Source organism: Streptomyces sp. NPDC012510 (genome assembly GCF_042955065.1).
Lineage (GTDB): Bacteria > Actinomycetota > Actinomycetes > Streptomycetales > Streptomycetaceae > Streptomyces.
In genome coordinates, this window is the sequence record NZ_JBIBEN010000005.1 from 222,705 (window position 1) to 239,067 (window position 16,363).

12 protein-coding genes and 1 pseudogene are annotated in these 16,363 nt (G+C 69.7%); 11 read left to right on the top strand and 2 right to left on the bottom strand.

Features of this window, described 5'->3' with window-relative positions:
* The first annotated feature begins 111 nt into the window (after positions 1-111).
* From ACFY9I_RS11355 to ACFY9I_RS11385, 7 genes and pseudogenes are all read left to right on the top strand, one after another.
* Positions 112-1,416, top strand: coding sequence for a cation:proton antiporter (locus ACFY9I_RS11355; RefSeq protein WP_390999765.1), 1,305 nt, complete (start codon positions 112-114; stop codon positions 1,414-1,416).
* A gap of 181 nt (positions 1,417-1,597) precedes the next feature.
* Positions 1,598-2,677 (top strand): TerC/Alx family metal homeostasis membrane protein, encoded by a 1,080-nt coding sequence (locus ACFY9I_RS11360; RefSeq protein ID WP_391000377.1) that lies wholly within the window; start codon positions 1,598-1,600, stop codon positions 2,675-2,677.
* A 951-nt stretch (positions 2,678-3,628) separates the two neighbouring features.
* A complete protein-coding gene (locus ACFY9I_RS11365; RefSeq protein ID WP_390999768.1) occupies positions 3,629-3,835 on the top strand; it encodes a DUF2180 family protein in 207 nt (68 codons plus the stop codon).
* A gap of 120 nt (positions 3,836-3,955) precedes the next feature.
* Positions 3,956-5,685: pseudogene (locus tag ACFY9I_RS11370) on the top strand (potassium channel family protein).
* A gap of 174 nt (positions 5,686-5,859) precedes the next feature.
* Positions 5,860-6,375, top strand: a complete 516-nt coding sequence (locus ACFY9I_RS11375) for a hypothetical protein (RefSeq protein WP_390999770.1) — start codon at positions 5,860-5,862, stop codon at positions 6,373-6,375.
* A gap of 110 nt (positions 6,376-6,485) precedes the next feature.
* Complete coding sequence (locus ACFY9I_RS11380; protein ID WP_390999773.1) at positions 6,486-7,919, top strand: SPFH domain-containing protein; 1,434 nt, start codon at positions 6,486-6,488, stop codon at positions 7,917-7,919.
* Between the two features lie 149 nt (positions 7,920-8,068).
* Positions 8,069-8,425: a hypothetical protein gene (locus ACFY9I_RS11385; protein ID WP_390999776.1), complete on the top strand. Its 357-nt coding sequence runs from the start codon at positions 8,069-8,071 to the stop codon at positions 8,423-8,425.
* A 67-nt stretch (positions 8,426-8,492) separates the two neighbouring features.
* Here ACFY9I_RS11385 and ACFY9I_RS11390 read toward each other — a convergent pair whose 3' ends face one another.
* The gene (locus ACFY9I_RS11390; protein ID WP_390999779.1) at positions 8,493-9,074 is read right to left on the bottom strand and encodes a hypothetical protein; all 582 of its coding nucleotides are present in this window, start codon (positions 9,072-9,074) and stop codon (positions 8,493-8,495) included.
* Between the two features lie 611 nt (positions 9,075-9,685).
* Here ACFY9I_RS11390 and ACFY9I_RS11395 point away from each other — a divergent pair.
* The gene (locus ACFY9I_RS11395; RefSeq protein ID WP_390999781.1) at positions 9,686-10,756 is read left to right on the top strand and encodes a helix-turn-helix domain-containing protein; all 1,071 of its coding nucleotides are present in this window, start codon (positions 9,686-9,688) and stop codon (positions 10,754-10,756) included.
* Between the two features lie 237 nt (positions 10,757-10,993).
* The gene (gene nhaA, locus ACFY9I_RS11400) at positions 10,994-12,322 is read left to right on the top strand and encodes a Na+/H+ antiporter NhaA (protein ID WP_390999784.1); all 1,329 of its coding nucleotides are present in this window, start codon (positions 10,994-10,996) and stop codon (positions 12,320-12,322) included.
* 773 nt (positions 12,323-13,095) lie between these two features.
* Here nhaA and ACFY9I_RS11405 read toward each other — a convergent pair.
* Positions 13,096-13,512: a MerR family transcriptional regulator gene (locus ACFY9I_RS11405; RefSeq protein WP_390999786.1), complete on the bottom strand. Its 417-nt coding sequence runs from the start codon at positions 13,510-13,512 to the stop codon at positions 13,096-13,098.
* Positions 13,513-13,955: 443 nt separating this feature from the next.
* Here ACFY9I_RS11405 and ACFY9I_RS11410 point away from each other — a divergent pair, with 443 nt between their 5' ends.
* A complete protein-coding gene (locus tag ACFY9I_RS11410) occupies positions 13,956-15,446 on the top strand; it encodes a SulP family inorganic anion transporter (protein ID WP_391000380.1) in 1,491 nt (496 codons plus the stop codon).
* A gap of 516 nt (positions 15,447-15,962) precedes the next feature.
* Positions 15,963-16,232 carry a hypothetical protein gene (locus tag ACFY9I_RS11415; protein ID WP_390999789.1) on the top strand — a complete coding sequence of 90 codons (270 nt, stop codon included), beginning with the start codon at positions 15,963-15,965 and terminating at the stop codon, positions 16,230-16,232.
* Positions 16,233-16,363: the final 131 nt, after the last annotated feature.

Sequence of the window (16,363 nt, forward strand, 5' to 3'; positions counted from 1 at the left end):
CGGTGTCGCGTCGGCCTCCTGCAGGCGTGGGATCAGGAGCGAAGCCGACCGCGGTTCCGTGCGATGCGCGCGGGTTCGTTCGGTGACATGGCGGAAGGGCGGCGCAACGTAGTGACGATCGCCGATGCGGTGTTCGCGTGGGTGGGTGTGGGAGCGCTGCTGGCGGCGGTGCTGCCCCGGGTGGTGGCCGGACGGCCATTGTCGCTGCCGCTGGTGTTCCTGGTGGCCGGCATCGGCGTGTACCTGCTGCCCCTGCCGCTGCCTGTGATCGATCCGGTGGACGACCGGCTGCTGGCGGAGCACGTCACCGAGATATGTGTGATCATCGCACTGATGGGCGCAGGACTGGCGCTCAACCGCCCCGTCGGCCGACGTCGTTGGGCCACGACCTGGCGGTTGCTGAGCGTCACGATGCCGTTGACTGTCGTGGCCACTGCCCTCGTGGCGTGGTGGCTGCTGGACTGGCCGCCGGCCGCCGCGCTGCTGCTGGCCGCGGTGCTGGCGCCGACTGATCCGGTGCTCGCCTCGGAGGTGCGGGTGGGGGAGCCCACCGAGGACCCCCACGATGAGGACGAGGTGCGGTTCGCCCTCACCAGTGAGGCGGGCCTCAACGACGGGCTCGCCTTCCCGCTGACGTACGCGGCTGTGGCGCTGGCCGCCGCCGCGGGCAGCGGCTGGTCGGCCGACTGGGTCGGCGCGTGGGTAGTGGAGGACGTCGCGTTCAAGTGCACGGTCGGGGTGCTGTGCGGGGTGCTGGTCGGCCGGCTGCTGGGCTGGCTGTTCTTCCAGACCCGATCGCCCGTTCTGCGGTTGTCCGAACACCGCGAGGGCTTCGTCGCGCTGGGCGCCACCTTCCTGTCGTACGGGGTGACCGAGCTGATAGGGGGCTACGGCTTCCTCGCCGTGTTCACCACCGCGTGCGCGATCCGGGCGGCCGAGCGCGCCCACGGATTCCACAACGTCCTGCACGACTTCGTGGAGCAGATCGAGCGCCTGTTGACCGCAGCGGTGCTGTTTTTGCTCGGGGCCTTCACCACTCTGGGCGGCCTCGCCTCTCTGACCTGGCAGGGTGCCGTCACCGCGCTGGTACTGCTGGTGGTGATCCGGCCGCTGTCCGGGTGGGCAGGGCTGCTCGGGGGCCGTCCGCGGGGGCAGGAGCGCTGGGTGGTCGCGGCCTACGGCATTCGGGGCATCGGTTCGTTGTACTACCTCGCCTACGCGCTGGGACAGCACGACTTTCCTGTGCCGGAGCGGGAACTGTGGGCGGTGGTGACCTTCACCGTACTGGCTTCGGTCGTGCTGCACGGTGTCACGGCGGGGCCGGTGGTAGCCCGGCTCGACCGGGTGCGGACTGCCCGGCCCCCGCGGCAAGAGGGAACGGACGGAGCGGGCGGCACCGGGCGCGGTCGGCGATGAGCAGCTCGGCAAGGATGGGACATGCTCTGGGAGCGCCGCTGCGCATCCACTGGACCCAGGTGCCCCGGTTCGGTGACCGGGCGGACGGCGCCGCCTCTGGGTCGCCCTCTGCAGTGAGATGCCACAAACTCAGTAAGTAGGAGGGCCTGCGTCGGTGTAGGCCATGGAGAGGGTGACCGGCGTGCTGGAGGTCCCGCTCTGGCTTTGGGTGGTGTTCGCCGCGACGGTAGTGGTGTCGCTGGCGGTGGATCTGCTGGCCCATCGTGCCGCACACGTCATCGGCTTCAAGGAGGCCGCCGCCTGGAGCGCACTATGGGTGGGCCTTGCTCTGGTATTCGGTGGGCTCGTCTTCCTCGTTCTCGGTACGACGGCCGGCACCGAGTACACCACCGCGTGGCTGTTGGAGAAGAGCCTGTCAGTCGACAATCTCTTCGTCTTCGCCGTGATCTTCGCCTACTTTCGCGTGCCCCGCGCCTACCAGCACCGTGTCCTGTTCTTCGGCGTGATGGGCGCCCTGGTCTTCCGCGGGATCTTCCTCACCCTCGGTGTAGCCGTGGTCAGCCGCTTCACCGCGGTGCTGTTCGCCTTCGCTGCGGTGCTCTTCTACAGCACCTACAAACTCCTCAAGGGCGATGAGGAGGGCTTCGACCCTGGCAAGAGCTTCACGCTGCGGCTGTTGCGCAAGGTCATCCCGGTTCGGGACGAGTACGCGGGCATGAGGTTCACCGTCAAGGAGGCCGGCAAGCGCGTGGCCACCCCGCTGCTCGCTGTGGTGGCCGCCATCGAGGCGGCCGACTTGGTCTTCGCGGTCGACAGCGTGCCCGCGGTTCTCGCCGTCAGTGACGACCTCTTCATCGTCTATACCAGCAACGCCTTCGCCATTTTGGGCCTGCGCGCCTTGTATTTCCTGCTCGCGGGACTGCTCGACCGTTTCCACTACCTGAACATGGGTCTGGCGGTAATCCTTGGCTTCATCGGCGTCAAACTGGTCTTCCAAGCGGCTCACAAGACGATCAGCCCCAGCGTCCCGGAAATCCCCTCGCTGATCAGCCTCGCGGTCGTCGTCGTTGTGCTGGCCGGGTCCGTCGTTCTCAGTTTGCTACGGCCCGTCGCGCCCCATCCGGCCCCTGGCGTTCAGGCGGACGCGGCGCCGCGGTCGGACACGGCCGCCGATGACCCGGGGCCTGCCGTTTCGCGGTATGCGGAAGGGGAGCGGCCTGCCGGCCCCGAAGGGCCCGCCGGTCGCGCGGACGATGGCTGAGCACGTGGCACTGCTTTCTACGACCAGGCAATCTATGGTTAAAAGATGAGCAAAACCGAGCATGAGACCGGCCCTCAGGGGACTCTGGTGTGCCCGGCCTGTCGGCAGCCCCTGGACATGACCGTCAAGAGACGGCACAAGACCTTGGGGGTGTTTGTCCCCGTGTGGGGCGTGGCCCCCTGCCACAACCCCGACTGTCTCGAGTACATGGCGGAGCCGGAGCCCGGCCTCCACCACCGAAGGCGCTGACAGCCACCGCGCCCGCACGGGCCGCAGGCCGCCCGTGCGGGCTGACCTTCGTCCGGTACTTTCTTCCGTGCCGCTTGCCTGGGTGATCACCGGTCCGCGACGTCCCGAGGAAGTGAAGGGCCTGGAGCGGCTGCGGAGTGCCTCCGGTGGCTACACTGCGCCGCAGTGAGCCGGAGATTCTGGTCGGCATCGGATTCAAACGTTCCTTGGAGCCGACCATGACCAGATCTGGCAAAGGGCAGGCAGCGATGCCGGCCCTACATCCCGTGGCGTCATGTTGCGGTCATGGTAGGCACGGCTCGTGGGGCGAATGTTGTGTCCCTGCGCGACTTTCTTCGTCTTGGCCGGCGCTGCGGGTGCCCGCGCACGGAGCTGAGACCCCAGAGCGGTAGGGCGATGTCGGCGCAGGTGGCTGCGTCGACACAGCCCCGGCCGTCCAGGTTTTCCACGAGCAAGCAGTCGCGGAACAGGAGCGTTCCCTTCCGGTTCGTCGAGTCCGTCGGGTGAGCGGTGTGGCAGGTAATCGAAGTGGATGGTCGGCGGGCAGGACGCGCCTGACTGGAGGCGCGAAAAGTAAGGCATCCAGTGCGCCGCGGTGGCCGAGGTGCTCGGTGAGGTGTTTGGGCTGCGGCTTTGAGGAGACCTGGTAAGCGGAGTCGGAGGACGCGTTATTGGCGGGCTTTCGGCCGAAGGGCTCTGGCCATGAACTGTTACGAGTGTGCTCAGCAAGGCCGTACGGTGGCTGGAGTCGCTGTGTGCCGTGTGTGCGGAGCGGCTGTGTGTGCCGATCACGTACGTTCGGAGAGCAAGGTGCTGCGCGGGCCCGCCAGCCCGGGCAAGGTGACGCATGACCGGGCGGCCCGTCAGTTGACCTGTCCGGTGTGCCGGGCGGCGGAGCAATCCGTGTGAGTGCGCTGTTCCCACATCCCTTTTTCGCTGGAACGCAGGCATGGAAACTGCTGCCGGACTGCGGCAAAGTGATCTTTCATGTCTTCCCTCCCGCGTCAGATGCAGCCTCGCAGCGGGCACATGATCATCTGCGGTGATGACGGGTTGGCTCACCGGCTGTCCTACGAGCTGCGCGAGGTCTACCGCGAGCAGGTCACGCTCGTCGCTCCCACTTACAGGGGTGTCGCTCCGGGTACGCCGCCCACCGGCCGGGAACGGGCCACGGCGCTCTTCGGGCGGGTGTCCTCGGCGATGACGTGGGCCGCGGGCACCGTGCCGGATGCCGCTCTACAACCGCAAGCTCGGCCAGCAGCTGGAGGAACTGCTGGACCAGGCCGCCGTGGTCGCCTCGCCGGGGCTGGACCCGGTGGCTCTGGGCACCTCCACCACCGTCCTGTCCGACGCGGACACCGATGCTCCGGCACTGGCTGCCACCGCCGTCGCGGGCACCAGCAAGGTGGTTCAGGCGGACGGGCTGCTGCTGGAACGCGCTCCGCCGCGTCACGGTGAGACCGCCGACCCCGGTCTGTGCACTCTGGCTCTGCTGTCGGCGACTGCCAACGACCCTGCGGGGGCGGAGGGTTCCGACCACAGTGGGACCGAAGCTCCCCGGCCCCTGCCCGACGAGGAGGCGGTGACCGCGGCGACCGGGCACGGCACGGTGGTGCTGGAAGCCGTCTCCTGCAGCGGACCGGTACTGCCCGCCGGCCGACTGGCCGGCCGGGGTGCCTCGCTCGGACAGTTGTTCTCGCGTCGGCTGCGCTGGTCGCTGTTCGGTCTGCTCGCCTGTGTTCTCGGCCTCGCCGTCGCCTCCTGGCTGACCACAGGCGACGACCTGGTGCACGCCACTTACCTCACTCTGCTCGACCTGTTCGCCATCGACGACCCGGCGCTGGGCGAGCCGCTGGGCCGTCAGATCATCCGACTCCTCTCCGGACTTGCCGGGTTGTTGCTGTTGCCGGTGCTGACAGCTGCCGTGCTGGAGGGGCTGGGCACCTTCCGCGGCGCCTCTGCCCTGCGCCGCCCGCCGCGTGGCCTGTCCGGGCACGTCGTGCTGCTCGGCCTCGGCAAGATCGGTACCCGCGTGCTGGCCCGGCTGTAGGAGCTCGACATCCCCGTCGTCTGCGTGGAGTCGGACCCCGAGGCGCGCGGCATCCCGCTGGCCCGCCGCCTGCGGGTCCCCACCGTCATCGGGGACCTCACCGAGGAAGGCGTCCTGGAATCCGCCAAGATCCACCGCGCGCACGCCCTGCTCGCCCTGACCACCTCCGACACCACCAACCTCGAAGCCGCCCTGTATGCCCGCTCCGTCAAGCCCGACCTGCGTGTCGCACTGCGGCTGTACGACGACGACTTCGCCACCGCCGTCTACCGCACCCTGCGCGCCGCCCACCCGCACGCTCTCACCCGCAGCCGCAGCGTCTCCAGCCTCGCGGCCCCCCGCGTTCGCCGGCGCGATGATGGGCCGCCAGATCCTTGGCGCCATCCCTGTCGAGCGCAAGGTGCTCCTCTTCGCCGCCCTCGTCGTCGCAGGACACCCGCACCTGGAGGGCCGCACGGTCGCCGAAGCCTTCCGCCCCGGTGCCTGGCGGGTTCTGGCCCTGGACGCCGCCTCCCCTGCCGACCGCCGCCCCGACCCTTGCGTCGGCCCATCCAGCCGACGGCGACGACCGGCCTCCCGGGCTGGTCTGGGAGCTGCACCCCGGATACGTCCTGCGGCCGAGGACCGCGTCGTGCTGGCGACCACCCGGCAGGGGCTCGCCGAACTCCTCGGCCGCCACCCCCGACCGGCCGACCCCGCCACACCGTAGAGCTGCTCCCAGCTCGGCCGCCCCCGGCGCCCGCCGCACTCCGGCCGAGCTGTGCGGAGACCGGCATCAAGGGAGCGTAAAGATTGCCGGAACCAGGCAGTGTTTTCGTCGCGTCTACGTGTGAGTATTGCGCCACCGGCGCGGTGACAGTGGGCGAGAGGCGGTGAAGGGCGGATGACCTGGTTTCTGGGTCTCGGCATCGCAGGAGTCGTAGTCCTCCTGCTGTCCCTCATCTTCGACGGTGTCCTTGAGGGCCTCTTCGGCGGCGTCGACGCGCTCGATGGTCTCTTCGACGGCTGGCTGTCGCTTCCGGTCATCGCCGGGTTCGTGTCCATGCTCGGCTTCTCCGGTGCGATCGTCATGGGCACCACCGGGCTTGGCGCGGTCGGCGCCACCGCGGTCGGAGTGCCCGCCGGAGCCGCCACGGGCTGGCTCTCCTATCGCCTCAGCCGCGCGTTGTTGAACGACAGGTCCGGCGCCGCCCCGCGCGGCGACGACCTGATCGGCGCCGCGGGCTCCGTGGTGACGGCCATTCCGGCCGACGGCTACGGCGAGGTGCTGGTCCACCGGGCCGGGCAACCGGTGAAGCTCGCGGCGAAGAGTCCGAGTCCGGTGCCGCGAGGCGCCGAGATCTGGGTGGAGGAGACGCTGTCGCAGACAGCGGTCTCCGTACGCCCGGTCGAACGCTGATCTGCCGCGCCGCTCCGCACATCGGGCGCCGCTGCATCGGCGCCGCCCTTTCATCCACATGAACTCGTATCGATCTGCCGTCCCCTGGGAGGGCTGAGGGGAAAGACATCATGAGTCCAGTAGTCATCGCCGTGATAGGAGTCGTCGTACTCCTTGTGCTGCTCGGCCTCGTCGTGGTCACCCGTTACAAGGTGGCCGGGCCGAGCGAGGCGTTCATCGTCACTGGGCGGCGTGGCAAGCAGGCCACCGACCCGGAGACCGGGCGGGTGTTCACCGACAACAGCGGGCAGAAGGTCGTGGTCGGCGGCGGCGTGTTCGTCGTGCCGTTCGTGCAGCAGAAGTTCGCCCTCGACCTGTCCAGCCGGCACATCCCGATCTCGGTGCGCGGCGCGGTCACGCTGAGGGGTGTGAAGGCGAATCTCGAAGGGGTCGCCATCGTCAAGGTCGGCGGTACCGAGGACTCGATCCGGGCCGCCGCACAGCGGTTCCTGATGCAGCAGGACGGCATCGTCGGCTTCACGCAGGAGGTGCTGTCCGGTGCGCTGCGTTCCATCGTGGGGCGGATGTCGGTGGAGGACATCATCCGTGACCGGGCCGCGTTCGCCGGGCAGGTCGCCGAGGAGGCGGAGGCCAGCCTCTCCGGGCAGGGGCTGGTGCTGGACGCCTTCCAGATCCAGGACATCACCACCGAGGGCTCCTATCTCGAGGACCTGGGCCGTCCGGAGGCCGCGCGTGCCAAGCAGGAGGCCGACATCGCCGAGGCCGTGGCCCGACGCGCCGCCGAGCAGGCCCGGCTGAAGGCCGAAGAGGAAATAGCCATCGCCCAGCGGACCTTCGCCCTCAAGACCGCGGAGATCAAGGCCGAGACCGACGAGGCAGCCGCCCGCGCCGCCGCAGCCGGACCGCTCGCCGAGGCCGCCCGTCAGCAGGAGGTCCTGGCCGAGCAGGAGAAGGTGGCCGAGCGGCAGGCCGCGCTGACCGACCGTGAGCTGGACACCAAGGTCCGCAAGCCCGCCGACGCCGCCCGCTACCAGGCCGAGCAGGAGGCCGAGGCCCGCCGTATCGCCCTGGTCAAGGAGGCCGAGGCGGACGCCCAGCGGTCCCGGCTGACCGGTGAGGGCGAGAAGGCGCACCGCGCCGCACTCGCCGACGCGGTCCGTATCGAGGGCGAGGCCGAGGCCGCCGCGATCGGCGCGAAGGGCTCCGCCGAAGCCGAGGCAATGCGCAAGAAGGCTGACGCCTTCGCCCAGTACGGCGACGCCGCCGTGCTGCAGATGCTGGTGGAGGTGCTGCCGCAGGTCGTCGCCAAGGCGTCCGAGCCGCTCAGCGCGATCGGCAAGATGACGGTGATCTCCACCGACGGCGCCAGCCAGCTCTCGCGCACGGTCGCCGACAACGTGGCCCAGGGCATGGAACTGCTCGGCTCCACCACCGGTGTCGACCTCGCCGAGCTGCTGAAGGGCATTACCGGCCGGGTCGGCGGTGCGCCGCCGGCGCCGACGGCGTCCACCGAGGTCAACGGGAAGGTCGAGATCACCGGCTGACGTCCACATCGGTCAGAGGAGTAAGCCCGGGCGGTGCCGGAACCGCCCGGGCTCGTCCGTGAAGGCGCTTTCGCTGTCTGGCATCGCGCAGGGGCGGCGAGAGCGCAGGCTTTCGGCCGCTCGGGCGGTTTGTCTACGGAGGTACGACGGTGTTTCTGTGGCTCTGGCTGATCGGCTGGTCGGCCTTCGCGCTGCCTGTGGCCATTGCCTCGCTGCGGGGGTGGGCGCCGAAACGAGTCCGCAGCCGTACGAGCCCGTGGGCCATCCGCGTCCGGGGCGTCGCACTGCTGGTGATGTGGCTCGGCGGGCTGACCGGTCCGCTGCTGCGGTGGAGCGACCTGGCTGCCGAGGACGCCAGTTTTCTCGCGTCCGTCGCGCAGGGAGGGTTTCTCGTATTTGCGGGAGGGCTCGTAGCCGGGTCACACCTGGGCGAGTGGTTCTACCGGCGGGCAGTGCGAGCACAGACAGTCGATCATGCTGGGGGCATCAGCCGGCAGCCGTGGTGATCCTGGCCGACCGGTTGGCCGGGCGGGCCTCGTCAGGCTGCTCTGTCTGGCTGATCAACCGATCCGGTCAGCCGGATTTCCTGCCCCACCGCGTGTCGATCCGCTCCCACTCCACGGCCCACTGCTCCATACGCCGCTGACTCAAGTGGAAGCGTGCGACGGAGACAGCGGCCAGGGCGATGCCGCCCACACCTGTCGCGACCAGCACCCCTCCAGCGGCCGCATGGGAGCGTGCCTGCCCGTCGGTCAGGGGCTCGGCGGTGAGGTGACCGCTTTGGTCGATCCAGACCGTGACCCGGTTGCCGGCGGGGCTCGTGGCTGACACCCTGGCCTCGCCTGTGCGTATCGAGCCGTCCGGGGCCGTCCAGCGGACCGTCGCCCACACCCGGGGGTCGCCCGCTGTCCTGGCGGGAACCTTGCCCTTGGCGTCCTCGACAAGTACGGCCGACACCGTGCGGCGCTCCGCCCGCTGCCGGTCGGCGGACCGCTCGATCGCATCCGCCGCCGCGAGCCCCGCGAGCAGGCCGCCCACCAGGGCCAGCAGCCATCCAGCGAGGATGACCCAGGCTTCGACGACATCGCTGCGCCGGCGGAGCGGATTTCGCCGCCACCGCCAGCATCGAACCCTGGCACACGGTGCCCTTGCCATCGGCCGACACCCCTTCGCGAGTACCGGCGGCTCGCTTCCAGCCTGCCGCGTGGGGAGGCGGCCTTGGCCCCGGTGCAGCTCGCGCCAGGACGGTGCCGGCACCGGGGACCACTGCCTAAGCTCCCCACACTCATCCTGCGCGCACAGCCAGGGCGGTCGCACTGCCAGGGCCCGGCAGTGTTCACCGCGGTCCGAATGCCGGGTGCTGTCAGGAATCCGTCTACGCCGTGGCCGCAGACCGTGGCGAGGGACCAGGTCTCCGGTTGGCCGGGCAGCGAAAGGCGATTCGGCGGGGGCTGGGAGGGACCGGGCGTGCTGAGCGAAGACGTCAGCAGGTGTGCAGCAGGCGGCGCCAGGTCCGCCGGAACCAGCCCATCAGGTGGGGACATAACGGGCTTCCGTGATGCAGGCTGGCCAGTGTGCCCATCGCGGCGCGCTTCCATGCGCTGACCGGTCTCGGCCCTCGGCGGCGGTGACACCTTGCCCGCAGTCGGCATGTCAGCGCCTCTCAAAACTGCCGGAGACAGGCAACGACCCGGCTTGTGCGGGTCCATTCCCGCGGCCATGCGCTAGAAAGACGTCAACAACGCATCAACTTCGGGGGGACGCACATGGCGGGGCGGGACGCGTCCGAGGAGTACGAGGAGTACCTGGAGGGGTACGCCCGCATCCTTGCGAACGCCTCGGAGACCGGGCGCCGACTGACCCGCGGTGAACTCGATTCGCGCCGGGCGCTGGGCGAGCAGGCCGCGGAGGCCGGCCTGGGCCTGCGCGTCATGGTCGGCGCCCACATGGCCGCCACCCGGGCGCACTGGCCGACCGGGGACGACGTTTCCGTGGACGACGTGCTGGGCGCCGCGGCCCAGGCCGTCGACGCGTTCGCCGAGGGCTATGAGCGGGCGCAGCGGCTCGCCGTGCGCCAGGAGGAAGCCGCTCGCCGCGAGTTCATCGACGACCTGCTGTACGGCCGCAGCGACCTGGGCCGACTGGCCCAGCGCGCGGAACGCTACGGGCTGCGCCTCTCGTACGAGCACGCGGTCGCCGTGGCACGTGGCCCGGTCGCGTACGAAGAGGGGGACGTGGTTCTGCGGGAGGTGGAGCGTGCGCTGATCGGCCGGTTCGGCGACCGCAGCATCCTGCTCACCACGAAGGACGGCCGGCTGGTGTGCATCGCCCCGGGCGACCAGAGCGAGGTGCTCGCCCACTTCGCCAAGCAGGCGTTCGCGGCCACCGGCGGCGGCCAGGTGGGGATCGGCCGTCCGCAACCCGGGGCGGCGGGCGTCGTCCAGTCCTACGAGGAGGCCCTCAACGCCCTTGACCTGGGCGAGCGCCTCGAACTCGACGAACCTGTGTTGCACGCAGCCGACCTCCTCGTCTACCCGGTCCTCACCCGCGACCGGCAGGCGATGGCCGACCTGGTCGAGAATGCTCTCGGCCCGCTGCGCGGCGCCCGCGGCGGCGCCCAGCCGCTCCTGGAAACCCTCACCGTCTACTTCGACTCCGGCTGCGTGTCCGCGGAGGCGGCGCGGCGGCTCTCGCTGAGCGTGCGCGCCTTCACCTACCGCCTGGAACGCATCCACCAGCTCACCGGCGCGGACCCCTCCGACCCCGTCCACCGCTACACCCTGCAGACCGCGGTGATCGGCGCCCGTCTGCTGGACTGGCCGACGAAGCCCGGTTGAGGTCCGTAACAACGAGGACGTGGCCTCGCCCGCGTACGTGCGGGTTTGTCGTCCGGACGTCGCCATGACGACAGTCACAGCGGGTTGCCATCCGCGGGAGTGCTCATGGGGCATACCTGCGGAAGCGGCGGATAGTGTGTAAAGAACGCGTCAGGTGACGCGCGGTGTGCCGGGAAGTCTGGTCGGCGTCGATGGGGCACGTGTGCCCAAAACCCGATGCTGTGGAGGTCCTCCCGGATGCCTGATGGTCAGCGTGAGCGTTCTGTATTCCTCGGTCTCCTGCCCTGGCCGGAGCGGGTACGGGTGGCCCGGGCCCTGCGGACGGAGACGGTCGGCGGCCTGGTGCTGCTGGCGGCGGCCGTGGTGGCGCTGGTCTGGGCGAACACCCCGTGGAGCGGCACCTACGAGGACATCCGAGACTTCCACTTCGGAATTCCCGCGCTCGGCCTGGACCTGTCGGTGGGGCACTGGACCTCGGACGGGTTGCTGAGCGTCTTCTTCCTGGTCGCCGGAATCGAGCTCAAACGCGAACTGGTCGTCGGCGAGCTGCGGACCCCGGCCACGGCCGCCCTACCTGTGGTCGCCGCCCTGTGCGGCATGGTGGTCCCCGCCGCCGTCTACCTGGCCACCACCACGATCGGCGGCGGCAGCGCACAGGGCTGGGCGGTGCCGATGGCCACCGACATCGCTTTCGCCCTCGCCGTCCTCGCGGTCCTCTCCACCCACCTGCCCTCCGCCCTGCGGGCCTTCCTGCTGACCCTGGCGGTGGTCGACGATCTCGGCGCGATCCTGGTGATCGCCGTCTTCTTCACCAGCGACCTGAACCTGCCCGCGCTTGCGGGGGCCGTGGCCGGGCTAACCGTGTTCTATCTGCTGCAGCGGTTCCGGGTGCGCGGCTGGTGGTGGTACGTGCCGCTCGGCCTGGTGATCTGGGCGCTGATGTACAACGGCGGCGTGCACGCCACGGTCGCCGGTGTGGCCATGGGTCTGATCCTGCGGACCGTCCGGGACGAGGACGAGGACGCCTCGCCGGGGGAGTGGACCGAGCATCTGCTGCGGCCGGTGTCGGCCGGTGTGGCGGTGCCGCTGTTCGCGCTGTTCGCCGCCGGGGTGAGCGTGTCGACCGAGGCCGTGGGCGAGGTCTTCACCCGGCCGGAGCCGCTGGGAGTGGTACTGGGCCTGGTCGTGGGCAAAACGGTGGGGATCTTCGCGGGTACCTATCTGGCGGCCCGCTTCACCCGGGCCCGTCTCAACCCGGACCTGGCGTGGGCGGACGTGTTCGCCCTGGCGGTCCTGGCCGGGATCGGCTTCACCGTCGCCCTGCTGATCGGTGAACTCGCCTTCACGGACCCGGCAGACGTTGAGCACATCAAGGCCGCCGTCCTGCTCGGCTCACTGATCGCCGCAGCCGCCGCGGCGCTGCTGATCAAACGCCGCAACGGGATCTACCGCCGCCTGTGGGAGGCCGAGACCCGGGACGAGGACGCCGACGGCATCCCCGACATCTACCAGCGCACCGTGTCCGGCCCCGAGGGTGGCGAGGGCACAAGCCGGAACGGTGCCTGACTGCTCCTCAGCCGGTACTTGGGTGATCACTCCAGTGGGGTCACCACTACATTCGATCTGTTCAGGCGAGGGGGTGCGGTCGACATCGCGATGGGATGGCTCGCCGTGCTGGCCTCGACTTCTTTGCTGTTGCAGGCGCTAGCCCTGACCAGACAGGGCGCTTCGCCTACATGGTCGATGATCGCGCGTGCGCTGCTCGTACTCAGCCTGCATCGCCTGTATCGGATCCGCCGTGACAGTCCCCAGAGCAGGCCGTGAGTGCCCCTTGCCGAACTGGCCGTCTCCTCGCAACACGTCACGCCTTCCCCGCCCAGCGACGGGCCGTAGCCGCACGCGGAGCCCTCGGGCCACTACACCCGTGGTGGCCGAGGACTTTGTCGCGAGACGGCAACTCGCCTGGCGCTGGGCCGCGGCCACCCCGCCAGGAATCGGACTGAGCATCTTTTGCTACTCGACCGGGGAGGGCTGGACCGAAGCCGTCCCGCGCGGGTCAGGTCACGCCATGTGCTTTCCAAGCTCGGCGCGACGGCGCGACGGCGCGACGGCGCGCTGGACGCGGGTGAGGATGAGAGGCGGTCCGGTTTCCGGTACTCGGCCACGGTCTGGGTAACGGTGGTCTGGTCGGTCAGTGGTCTGCAGAACGGGCCATGTCAGTCCTGCGAGCCCATCTCGACCAGCTCTTCGGCCACAGTTCCGTAGGGTCGGGGCCGCGACCCGAGATGGCGCTTGCGCCTCGCGGGTGATCAAGCCGCGCCACGCTCGGTTCCGATCGGCTATGGGGTCGGTGCCGGCCCGGCGGTCTGCAGGAGGCGCTCGCGCAGCGTGGCCGCGAACTCTTCCGCACGGACCAGCTGCGTGCGGAGGTCGGCCACGCGCTGCTGCGCGGCCTCCTCGAAGTTGCGCAGCCGGCCCAATAGTTCTTCGCGCTCCTCGGGCGACAGGTCCTCGCCGGAATCGAGGCGGTCGGTGGCTTCCAGCAGGGCGCGCATCTCGTCGAGGGTGAAGCCGAGCGGCTTCATGCGCCGGATGACCATCAGGCGCGCGACGTCCGCCTCGGTATAGAGGCGGAAGCCACCCTGCGAGCGCGCCGACGGGGCGACGAGGCCGGTCTCCTCGTAGTGCCGGATGGTGCGCAGGGACAGCTCGGTCCGCGCGGCGACCTCACCGATCTGCATGTGCTTGCCGTCCACGTACCCGACCTGGCCCTTCTCGTTGCCGACGGCACTGCGTCCGACCAGCCGCCGATCTCTACTCTAACGTTAGGGTAGAGTACTCGTCGGTGAGGACGGGCCTGAGTGCTGCCCTTCCTCTGCCTGCGGCGCGGGTCTCCAGCCCGGCCGTTGCAGTGTCGGGGCCGATGCCGCCTCCGGCGAAGAACTTCGAATCTGCAGGAGAGACGCGTGCGCGAGTCCGTGGTGCCCGGCGCCGCCGCCTGTCCGCCGTGACCCTTCGCCCCTGACCAGAGTCCCGAGCGCACCCGGTCGTGCCCCTCGGCTCTGTCCTCGACTTCCGGCCCGTCAGCGGGCCGATCGCGGGATGCCGACTGGCCTTCCGCGCCGTCTTCCGCACGCCCCGCCCTGCTTCAGGGCGTGCCCGAGCACGACAGGTAGCTGCTTCCTTGTCTTCTTCCGTCCTGTCTCCCGCCGCGCGGCTGCGCGGTCTCAAGCCCGACTGGCTGCGTGATCCGAAGGTCTGGCGCACCGAGGTACTGGCCGGCCTGGTGGTCGCGCTCGCGCTGATCCCCGAGGCGATCTCCTTCTCCATCATCGCCGGGGTCGACCCCGCGATCGGCCTGTTCGCTTCCTTCACCATGGCCGTCACCATCGCCGTCGTCGGCGGACGCCGGGCCATGATCTCCGCCGCGACCGGCGCCGTCGCCCTCGTGATCGCACCGCTGAACCGCGAGCACGGTCTGGGATACCTCGTCGCCGCCGTCATCCTGGCGGGCGTGTTCCAGGTGATCCTCGGCGCGCTCGGGGTGGCGAAGCTGATGAGGTTCATCCCCCGCAGCGTGATGGTCGGCTTCGTCAACTCCCTCGCCATCCTGATCTTCATGGCCCAGGTCCCGGAGATGACGGACGTGCCATGGCCGGTGTACCCGCTGCTCGCGGCAGGGCTGGCACTGATGGTGTTCTTCCCGAAGGTCACCACCGTCATCCCGGCCCCGCTGGTGTCGATCGTGATCCTCACCGTCATCACGGTGGCGGCTGGGATCGCCGTGCCGACCGTCGGCGGCAAGGGTGACCTGCCCTCCTCGCTGCCGGTGCCCGGCCTGCCGGACGTGCCCTTCACCCTCGACACCCTGACCACCATCGTCCCGTACGCCTTCGCGATGGCGCTGGTCGGCCTGATGGAGTCGCTGATGACGGCCAAGCTGGTCGACGAGATCACCGACACCCGCTCCTCCAAAACCCGCGAGTCCATCGGGCAGGGCATCGCCAACATCGTCACCGGCTTCTTCGGCGGCATGGGCGGCTGCGCCATGATCGGCCAGACGATGATCAACGTGAAGGTGTCCGGCGCCCGCACCCGCCTGTCGACGTTCCTGGCCGGCGCGTTCCTGATGGTTCTGTGCGTCGTCTTCGGCCCCGTTGTCTCCGACATCCCCATGGCCGCCCTGGTCGCCGTCATGGTCATGGTGTCGTTCGCGACGTTCGACTGGCACTCCATCGCCCCGAAGACGCTTCGGCGGATGCCCACGGGAGAGATCACCGTCATGGTGGTCACCGTCGCGTGCGTGGTCGCCACCCACAACCTCGCCATCGGCGTCGTCGTCGGCTCGGTCACCGCCATGGTCGTCTTCGCCAAGCGCGTCGCGCACCTCGCCGAGGTCACCGCCGTCATCGACCCGGACGGCAGCACGGTCGTCTACCGGGTGACGGGCGAGTTGTTCTTCGCCTCTTCCGACGATCTTGTCGGCCAGTTCAACTACGCCACCGACCCCGACCAGGTCGTCATCGATCTGTCCGCGGCCCACGTCTGGGACGCTTCCTCCGTCGCCGCCCTGGACGCCATCGAGATGAAGTACGCCCAACGCGGCAAGCGGGTGGAGATCACCGGCCTGAACGGCCCCAGCGCCCACCTCCACGGCAAGCTCAGCGGCGAACTGTCAGCCAGCCACTGACGGACCCGCCGCATAGCCGCTCCTGGCCCTGGATCGGCCAGAGGCGGCCGTAGTTACCAGCCGGAGCGCAGCGGTCCGTCCTGTGCAGGGCCTTTCCGGTCGACACCTGAGACCAAGCCCCCAGAACCAAGACGATCGTCACAGCGGTGGATACGGGCCCGGCACCGTCGAGTTGGACAGCCAGGTTGCGAGGCGGCCGTGCCCAAGACCGGCGTCACTTGTCATGATCGCTCCGGCGCGCTGGCGGGCTGTTGCGCATGGTCGCCGGGTGGACCGACCAGGGATGAGCGCGTCTGCGGGGCCACGGTCCACACCGTTGCTTGCAGGGCTGTCCCGGGGGCGTCGACAGCGGATAGAGTGCAAAGAACGCGTCAAGGGACGTGGGTGTGCCGGGAAGTCTGGTCGGCGTGAAGGGGCCTTGTGCCCGTCGCCGTTTGCCCGGAGGTGTGCCGTCATGGCCGCTGCCCCACGATTCCGCGCACAGGTCACCAGGGTGCTTGACGGGATGTCCGGCTGATGGCCACGGACGCCTCGCTGCTGGCACCCGCGATCATCATCGCCGCCCTGCTGGTCAGAACGGCACTCGGCGAACTCCGGCACCGAGGAACCGCCCGTGAGCAGTGGGCGTTTGCCGCCGACCGTCGCGCTGTAGCCGCCGGAGCGACAACAGCAGCGGCCACCATCCTGCTCGGCTGGCACCAGGCAGGACCCGCAGCTGTGGCCTGGGCCCTACTCATCGGAGCGCTCACCGCCCACCTCGTCCACCGAGACGAGGACCGACCGTGATTGATCGCCTATCAGGCACATCCGGATCGCCCTGGCGGCCATGCCCGCACTGTCGACGTACGCCTGTCGGCCCGCTCCACCCGTGCCCAACGCTTCCCAACTGGACACAGCCGACCGCCGACGCCGAGGCC

Coding starts and splice junctions, on each gene's coding strand:
- ACFY9I_RS11365 (WP_390999768.1), top strand. CDS start 3,629: ATGAACTGTTACGAGTGTGCTCAGCAAGGCCGTACGGTGGCTGGAGTC.
- ACFY9I_RS11375 (WP_390999770.1), top strand. CDS start 5,860: ATGACCTGGTTTCTGGGTCTCGGCATCGCAGGAGTCGTAGTCCTCCTG.
- ACFY9I_RS11380 (WP_390999773.1), top strand. CDS start 6,486: ATGAGTCCAGTAGTCATCGCCGTGATAGGAGTCGTCGTACTCCTTGTG.
- ACFY9I_RS11390 (WP_390999779.1), bottom strand. CDS start 9,074: ATGGCAAGGGCACCGTGTGCCAGGGTTCGATGCTGGCGGTGGCGGCGA.
- ACFY9I_RS11395 (WP_390999781.1), top strand. CDS start 9,686: ATGGCGGGGCGGGACGCGTCCGAGGAGTACGAGGAGTACCTGGAGGGG.
- nhaA (WP_390999784.1), top strand. CDS start 10,994: ATGCCTGATGGTCAGCGTGAGCGTTCTGTATTCCTCGGTCTCCTGCCC.
- ACFY9I_RS11415 (WP_390999789.1), top strand. CDS start 15,963: ATGGCCACGGACGCCTCGCTGCTGGCACCCGCGATCATCATCGCCGCC.